The sequence below is a fragment of the Planktotalea sp. genome, from assembly GCF_039984035.1.
GTDB lineage: Bacteria > Pseudomonadota > Alphaproteobacteria > Rhodobacterales > Rhodobacteraceae > Planktotalea.
The window spans coordinates 1-6470 of record NZ_JBDWVM010000191.1; the positions used below are offsets into that span (position 1 = coordinate 1).

Annotated in this window: 8 protein-coding genes; 2 read left to right on the forward strand and 6 right to left on the reverse strand. The window is 52.9% G+C overall.

Annotated elements, in window-relative coordinates:
- A partial coding sequence (locus ABJQ89_RS08810; RefSeq protein ID WP_348495879.1) for a lyase family protein occupies nt 1-642 on the reverse strand: 642 nt, incomplete at its 3' end.
- A 21-nt stretch (nt 643-663) separates the two neighbouring features.
- On the opposite strand from ABJQ89_RS08810, the gene ABJQ89_RS08815 reads away from it, so the two are divergent.
- A complete protein-coding gene (locus ABJQ89_RS08815) occupies nt 664-1233 on the forward strand; it encodes a TlpA disulfide reductase family protein (RefSeq protein WP_348495880.1) in 570 nt (189 codons plus the stop codon).
- 83 nt (nt 1234-1316) lie between these two features.
- Here the strand turns inward: ABJQ89_RS08815 and ABJQ89_RS08820 are convergent, their stop codons facing one another.
- The 3 genes from ABJQ89_RS08820 to ABJQ89_RS08830 all read right to left on the reverse strand — a co-directional run bounded on the left by ABJQ89_RS08820 (nt 1317) and on the right by ABJQ89_RS08830 (nt 3997).
- Nucleotides 1317-2381, reverse strand: a complete 1065-nt coding sequence (locus ABJQ89_RS08820) for a Hint domain-containing protein (RefSeq protein WP_348495881.1) — start codon at nt 2379-2381, stop codon at nt 1317-1319.
- A gap of 106 nt (nt 2382-2487) precedes the next feature.
- Nucleotides 2488-3414: a lipid A-modifier LpxR family protein gene (locus ABJQ89_RS08825; protein WP_348495882.1), complete on the reverse strand. Its 927-nt coding sequence runs from the start codon at nt 3412-3414 to the stop codon at nt 2488-2490.
- Between the two features lie 121 nt (nt 3415-3535).
- The gene (locus ABJQ89_RS08830; RefSeq protein ID WP_348495883.1) at nt 3536-3997 is read right to left on the reverse strand and encodes an Lrp/AsnC family transcriptional regulator; all 462 of its coding nucleotides are present in this window, start codon (nt 3995-3997) and stop codon (nt 3536-3538) included.
- A 139-nt stretch (nt 3998-4136) separates the two neighbouring features.
- Here ABJQ89_RS08830 and ald point away from each other — a divergent pair, with 139 nt between their 5' ends.
- Nucleotides 4137-5255, forward strand: a complete 1119-nt coding sequence (gene ald, locus ABJQ89_RS08835; RefSeq protein WP_348495884.1) for an alanine dehydrogenase — start codon at nt 4137-4139, stop codon at nt 5253-5255.
- Nucleotides 5256-5309: 54 nt separating this feature from the next.
- Here ald and mscL read toward each other — a convergent pair whose 3' ends face one another.
- Both mscL and ABJQ89_RS08845 read right to left on the reverse strand, forming a co-directional pair.
- On the reverse strand, nt 5310-5726 hold the full coding sequence (gene mscL, locus ABJQ89_RS08840) for a large conductance mechanosensitive channel protein MscL (protein WP_348495885.1): 417 nt from the start codon (nt 5724-5726) through the stop codon (nt 5310-5312).
- A 251-nt stretch (nt 5727-5977) separates the two neighbouring features.
- Nucleotides 5978-6424 carry a YtoQ family protein gene (locus ABJQ89_RS08845; protein ID WP_348495886.1) on the reverse strand — a complete coding sequence of 149 codons (447 nt, stop codon included), beginning with the start codon at nt 6422-6424 and terminating at the stop codon, nt 5978-5980.
- Nucleotides 6425-6470 lie beyond the last annotated feature (46 nt).

Here is a 6470-nt window from a genome sequence, read left to right on the forward strand (position 1 = left end):
GCGATCAATCGGGAAAGATGTGCCCGCTAGCGCCGCTGCGCCCAATGGGCTTTCGTTCATTCGCGCACGCGCATCACGCACACGGGATAAATCACGCCCGAGCATCTCAACATACGCCATCATGTGATGGCCCCAGGTCACAGGCTGCGCCGTTTGCAAATGCGTAAAACCGGGCATTACCCAATCGGCGCCTGCTTCCGCTTGATCGAGCAAACCACCGATCAGGGACAAAAGCGCGCCTTCAGCCGCATCAAATTGATCCCGCACCCAGAGTTTGAAATCCGTCGCAACCTGATCGTTGCGCGAACGCCCCGTATGCAAACGCCCTGCGGGTTCACCAACGATTTCCTTCAGGCGCGCTTCAACATTCATGTGAATATCTTCAAGCGCTGCTGAATATTCAAACGTTCCTGCTTCAATTTCTGACAAGACCGTGAGCAGCCCTTCACGAATGACCTCCGCATCAGTATCTGTAATGATACCTTGTGCGGCGAGCATCGCCGCATGAGCGCGAGAACCGTCGATGTCCTGACGTGCCATTCGCTTGTCAAACCCGATTGAGGCATTAATTGCCTCCATAATCGCATCGGGTCCAGCAGCGAACCGGCCGCCCCACATTTGGTTTGAAGAAGAATTGGTCATGAGCCTACCCTTGGAGGGAAAATGAGAAAACGTATTGCTGCAATCCTGTATACCGCTCTGCTGATGGGTGCAAACCTTGCCCACGCCGATCTGAGCGAAATTGCCGCGATGCGCGACGGCGATATGAAGAAATTGAACTTCCACAGTGAAGCAAAACCAGTTTCAACGCAAAGTTACCTAAAAGATGATGGGAGCGAAGGCCTGTTAAGCGATCATCAGGGCAAAGTCGTTTTGCTCAATTTTTGGGCGACTTGGTGCGCGCCTTGCCGTCACGAGATGCCGATGTTGAGTGAATTGCAAACCGAATTGGGCGGCGACAACTTCGAGGTCGTCACTCTCGCCACCGGGCGTAACGCGCCGCCCGCAATGAAAAAGTTCTTCGCCCAAATCGGTGTCGATAATCTCCCGCTCCACCGCGATCCAAAACAGAAGATTGCGCGTGACATGGGCGTTCTTGGGCTACCGATCACGGTTATCCTTAACGAAGACGGTCAAGAAATCGCGCGCCTTCGCGGTGATGCTGACTGGTCCAGCGAGAATGCCAAAGCCATTCTAAATGCGGTCATCGCCCGCAATGCAGACGCAAGCTAACACTCAAACATTTGTACTTTGCGCCAATCAGCCCTCCCGTGGGAGGGCTAAAACTGCGCGCCCGTTAAGGGCGCACAATGAGATCAAGCCGCTTCGTGTGCGAGGATTGCCGCCTCGGATTGGGACAAAATGCGTCTCGCATAGCCACCATAGCTATCCGGATCAGCGATCAAATCAGAATTCACGTCTGCCAATCGCGTTCTGTCCAGCTCCGGAATGGTCGACAAAGCTGTCGATGCAGGATGGAAACTTTCACTCTCCACGCCATTCGCCATAACGATTTGATGACTTGGCAACATTAGGTGAATGTAACTCACCTCTTTCACATGCCGATCAACGGTAACGGTTGACCCGTTCACCATGTCCTTGGCCGCAACCAACACTTCGGGCGTATTGAAGAGATCCCGCGCAACATCGCCGCGCACCAACATGCGATGATGTGGCGAGACGAGAAATTCCTGCTCTGGCGCTTCTAGCCCCAACGCGCCCGCCGATATTCGCACGGGGCGAAGCTCAGGCATTGCGAACAAACGCGCACCACTCATTCGACGCGCACCGATCCATTGAATTTCTTGTGGCCCGCTGTCACGTGTCTCGAGCCTATCGCCCTCGCGCAGTTCTTCAACCAATCGAGGCCCAATTGGCGTCGCAATCATTGTGCCAGGGGTAAAGCAAATCACACCGCCCGAAGACACGGACACTGTATCGGCGGCGCGCACATCGATTGTGTGATGCACAACCCAAAGATCTTTGTTTTTTGGTGGAATTTGATCAACGAACATTAACAATGGAGGCTTTCCATTGCCCACTTCGATCACTGTAATCGTATAGCTCTGCGCGCCATCGGTCACAACGAAGCTGCTATCGCGTATCGGATGATCATCATCAATATCGTCTAGTTGACTGCCATCCGTCAGCGCGATGCCAACCAATTTGCGCACCATTTTTGCGGCGCGATTGCGAATATTCGCATCCCCGTCTGCCCCGTCCAATCGCAACAATTTGGATGGTCCGTCAACGCGAATTGCGTCGCCGGTCCAAGCCCAAGCTGTACCTACATCAAGGGACTGCAGTGGAACCGCCCCCATACCGTCTAACTGTGTTTGCGACCAGGAAATGACAAACGCGCCTCGAAAGCCCGTTTTCATACTCTAGCTCTGCCTCAATCTTTTTTTATTACCAAAACGTTAACAAACGAATTCAACGCTTGGAAGAATTAGATGAAGTGCATCTAGGGATTGTGGCCAGAATGTCTCAGAACTTGAGCGATAGGCGAATAGAACCCACAACTTGTTCACTTGCTTGGCTCGTGTATTCCCGACCGAGATAGGTCACGCCAAAGAAGCCATGGCTTTTGTTTGAAGACCAATGAATGCCGGCGCGTGCACGGTCGCGCTGATCCGTTAGTGTAAAGCCAAGGTTACTGGGAAGGTAGGCGCTTTCTGATACCAAGGCCGTATCAAAGCCAAGAACGAAAGCAACACCCGTTTCTTCGGTTACAATCGTGCGATATCTCTGTCCTGTGATACCATCTCGTACCATCAGGTCGCTTTGTGTGAGCTGGCCAATCTCAAAATCCACACCGGCGCGAATAAGCGTTTCAACGCCTGCTCGGGCCTCTACAAAGGGGCGAACTTGAGAACGCGCTCCCAGCTTAAAAGGTCGCGCCATTTCTACTACAACGCCCGGGAAGAAGTTGTCACCGATCTGCGCAGCGCGTGTCGCCGCGGAGGGTCCAGCGACGCCGATCCCATCATGAAAGGCTGTCTGGAACTGATCCAACCGCGTTTGCGGGCCTGTTGCCACGACCTCGCCCCCTAAAGCGATTTCGTAACCCGACTGCTCATAATGCGTATGTAAGCCCAGTGTAATCGATCCAGCAAACGGGCGATCGCCAACGGCGGGATTAACCAGATTATCCGGGGATTTAATATCCGCCTGCAGACGAAACTCTAGAATTTCACCCGCACGGCTTGGCAAGCTTCCGTTCCACGACTTTCCATAGATCCGGCTTGAAACATATGATCCGGTTTGTCCCCGATCCTTGAGATCACCTAGAAAATCATTGTTGATCAAACGCCCATACCCAAGGCGCGCTTTGCCTTCGGCAAGCGCATCCATCGGAACAAGCGTGAGCACGCTAAAACATGCAACAGCAAATGCGGTTTGAACTCGGCTCATTTCGATCACCCTATCCTAGGCCTTCAAAGGCTTCTGAGGTGTAAGGCTTTTGCACGTTTCGAGCTAGTCTGGCAGCGTAAGGCAAACCATTCCTTCGCGGCTCTGTGTCAATTCAGCCGCGTCAAAGCACAGGCAATGCCGTCGTTTTAAACACCGTTCTCAGTGCAAACGAGCTTTGCATCTGGGCAACTCCGGGCAATCGAGACAAATGCTGGCGATGAATGCGCGCGAAATCTTCTGTACTCTCGGCCACAACCTTGAGCAGGTAGTCTGCGTTACCCGCCATCAAGTGACATTCCAACACATCAGGAATGCGCGCGACTGACTTTTCAAAGGCATCAAGCACATCGTCCGCTTGCGCGCGCAGGGTAATTTCCACGAAAACGGTCGACGGCACCCCCATCTTGCGGGCGTTCAAAAGCGCCACATAATCACGGATATACCCATCGGCTTCTAACCTTTGCACCCGTCGATGACAGGCGGATGCAGACAGGTTCACGGCTTCCGACAAAGCCGCATTCGACATTCGCCCGCTCTTCTGAAGGGCTTCAAGAATACGTTTATCGATTGAATCAAGACTCATTGACGAGACATCCTTGCGAGTGATCTGCTGATTTTCGAAGTATCTTGCAAAATTGCGCAAGACGACAGGCGTTTTTTCAAACCTCTTGCTGACAATGCGCGCCAAGCTAATCGCATATCGCAACGGAGGATATCCGACCATGAAACTCGGCTGCCCAAAAGAAATCAAACCACAGGAATTCCGCGTTGGCATGACGCCCAACGCCGCGCGCGAGGCTGTTGCAAACGGCCATAGTGTCGTGATCCAAACAGGCGCTGGTATCGGCGCTGGCTTTGAAGATCAGGACTATATCCAAGCGGGCGCTGAAATTGTTGGCGAGGCGAGCGACGTCTTCAGTCAAGCCGATATGATCGTAAAGGTTAAAGAACCCCAGCAAGTCGAGCGCAAAATGCTGCGCGAAGGTCAGTTGCTGTTCACTTACTTGCACCTTGCTCCTGATCCAGAACAGACGAAGGACCTTTTGGCATCAGGGTGCACTGCAATTGCTTATGAAACCGTAACAGACCAAAACGGTGGCCTTCCATTGCTCGCGCCGATGTCGGAAGTCGCGGGGCGCCTTGCTCCGCAGGTCGGTGCGTGGACTTTACAGAAAGCAAACGGTGGTCGAGGTGTACTTTTGGGCGGCGTTCCGGGTGTTGGTCCCGCGAAAATCGCCATCATTGGCGGCGGTGTCGTTGGCACACAAGCTGCGCGGATCGCAGCGGGCATGGGCGCGGATGTCACTGTGCTTGATCGATCCCTCCCGCGTATGCGGTATCTCGATGATACCTATCGAGGTGTATTCAAGACCAGCTACGCCAGCGCTGGCAATACCGCCGAATTGGTTGCCGAGGCGGATATGGTCATTGGCGCCGTTTTGATCCCCGGTGCGGAGGCACCCAAATTGGTGTCACGCGCCCAACTTTCAACGATGAAAACAGGCGCAGCCATCGTCGATGTCGCAATCGATCAAGGCGGCTGTTTCGAAACCTCTCGCGCCACCACGCATGACGACCCTATCTACGACGTTGATGGCATCATGCACTATTGCGTCGCGAATATGCCCGGCGCTGTTGCGCGGACGTCTACGATAGCTTTGGGAAATGCGACCATGCCTTTCATGCTTGCACTCGCGAACAAAGGGTGGCGCAAAGCCTGCGAAGAGGATGCGCATCTGCTGAACGGTCTGAACGTCCATTCGGGCCAACTCACATATTTTGAGGTGGGCAAAGCGCTCGGGATCGACGTGATTTCACCGCAACTCGCACTGAAGACTTAAACACAAAAGGACCGCCAAATTGGCGGGCCTTCCTAACATCCCAAAAAGGGAAGATTACTTCTTAAGAGCTGCCAAGATGTCTGCAAGAAGCTCTTCTTGCGTCGGGCCTGCTGGCTCTGCTGGTGCTTCTTCTTCAACTTCAGCCTTCTTCGTTTTGTTCACTGCTTTAACCAGCATGAACACCACGAATGCGATGATGAGGAAGTTGATGATCGCCATAATGAAACGACCGTATGCGAAGACCGCTGCGCCCGCTTCTTCAGCTGCGCCGATGGAGCCGTACTCACCTTCACCAAGCAGAACGTACTGACCTGCAAAATCGATACCGCCCATGAAGAGGCTGATGATTGGGTTGATCAAGTCGCCAACCAACGATGTAACGATCGCCGTGAAAGCCGCGCCGATGATGATACCAACAGCCATGTCCATGACATTGCCCTTGGCGATGAAGTCTTTGAATTCTTTGATCATGATTGGTCCCTCTAAGTCCCGTTTCCCTTTTGAGTGCGCTTATTTTTCTATAGCGTTTGCGCAGGCGCACTATGGGCAAGTCGCATAGTTCTGTCACTTTTTTTATGGGACAATTTCCACGTTTTCGTCATTTTTGGAGCGAAAATGGAAAAAATGTGAGCTCGCTTTTGGGGACCTTTGGCCGACCCTCAAAAAATTCAACCACGTGGTGAGACGTGGTTGAGAACTTCCCGTGGATGTTCAGCAAATCTTTATGCTGGCAATTCACCAGTCAAAACATATCGCAGAATTTCAGCGACCTGTTTGGGATCATCGCATACGGCAAGCGCTGCGGCATCTACTTCTTTCAAAGCATGTTGATGATCATCGCCATGGACGATGATCAAAGACTTACCAAGGGCGGCGGCATACCCCGCATCAAACGCTGCGTTCCACTGTTTGTACTTTTCACCGAAGCGCACAACGACAACATCAGCATCAGCCAAACCTTTGCGTGTGCGGATCGCGTTGAGCTTTGCGCCTTTGTTGTCGTGCCAGAATTTGTTCGGCTCGGCCCCCATAATCGCGACACCGCAATCATCGCTCGCACCGTGATCCGTAACCGGCGAAGAAAAGGAAATGTCCAAGCCGCTCGCACCTGCAATAATTTGCTCGCGCCAATCGGTATGAATTTCACCTGATAGATATACTTTCAGCATTTCGTTTCCTTTTGCTAATTCGGTCCAGCAGGCATTACCCGCGCAG

Coding starts and splice junctions, on each gene's coding strand:
- ABJQ89_RS08825 (WP_348495882.1), bottom strand. CDS start 3,414: ATGAGCCGAGTTCAAACCGCATTTGCTGTTGCATGTTTTAGCGTGCTC.
- ald (WP_348495884.1), top strand. CDS start 4,137: ATGAAACTCGGCTGCCCAAAAGAAATCAAACCACAGGAATTCCGCGTT.
- ABJQ89_RS08830 (WP_348495883.1), bottom strand. CDS start 3,997: ATGAGTCTTGATTCAATCGATAAACGTATTCTTGAAGCCCTTCAGAAG.
- ABJQ89_RS08845 (WP_348495886.1), bottom strand. CDS start 6,424: ATGCTGAAAGTATATCTATCAGGTGAAATTCATACCGATTGGCGCGAG.
- mscL (WP_348495885.1), bottom strand. CDS start 5,726: ATGATCAAAGAATTCAAAGACTTCATCGCCAAGGGCAATGTCATGGAC.
- ABJQ89_RS08820 (WP_348495881.1), bottom strand. CDS start 2,381: ATGAAAACGGGCTTTCGAGGCGCGTTTGTCATTTCCTGGTCGCAAACA.
- ABJQ89_RS08815 (WP_348495880.1), top strand. CDS start 664: ATGAGAAAACGTATTGCTGCAATCCTGTATACCGCTCTGCTGATGGGT.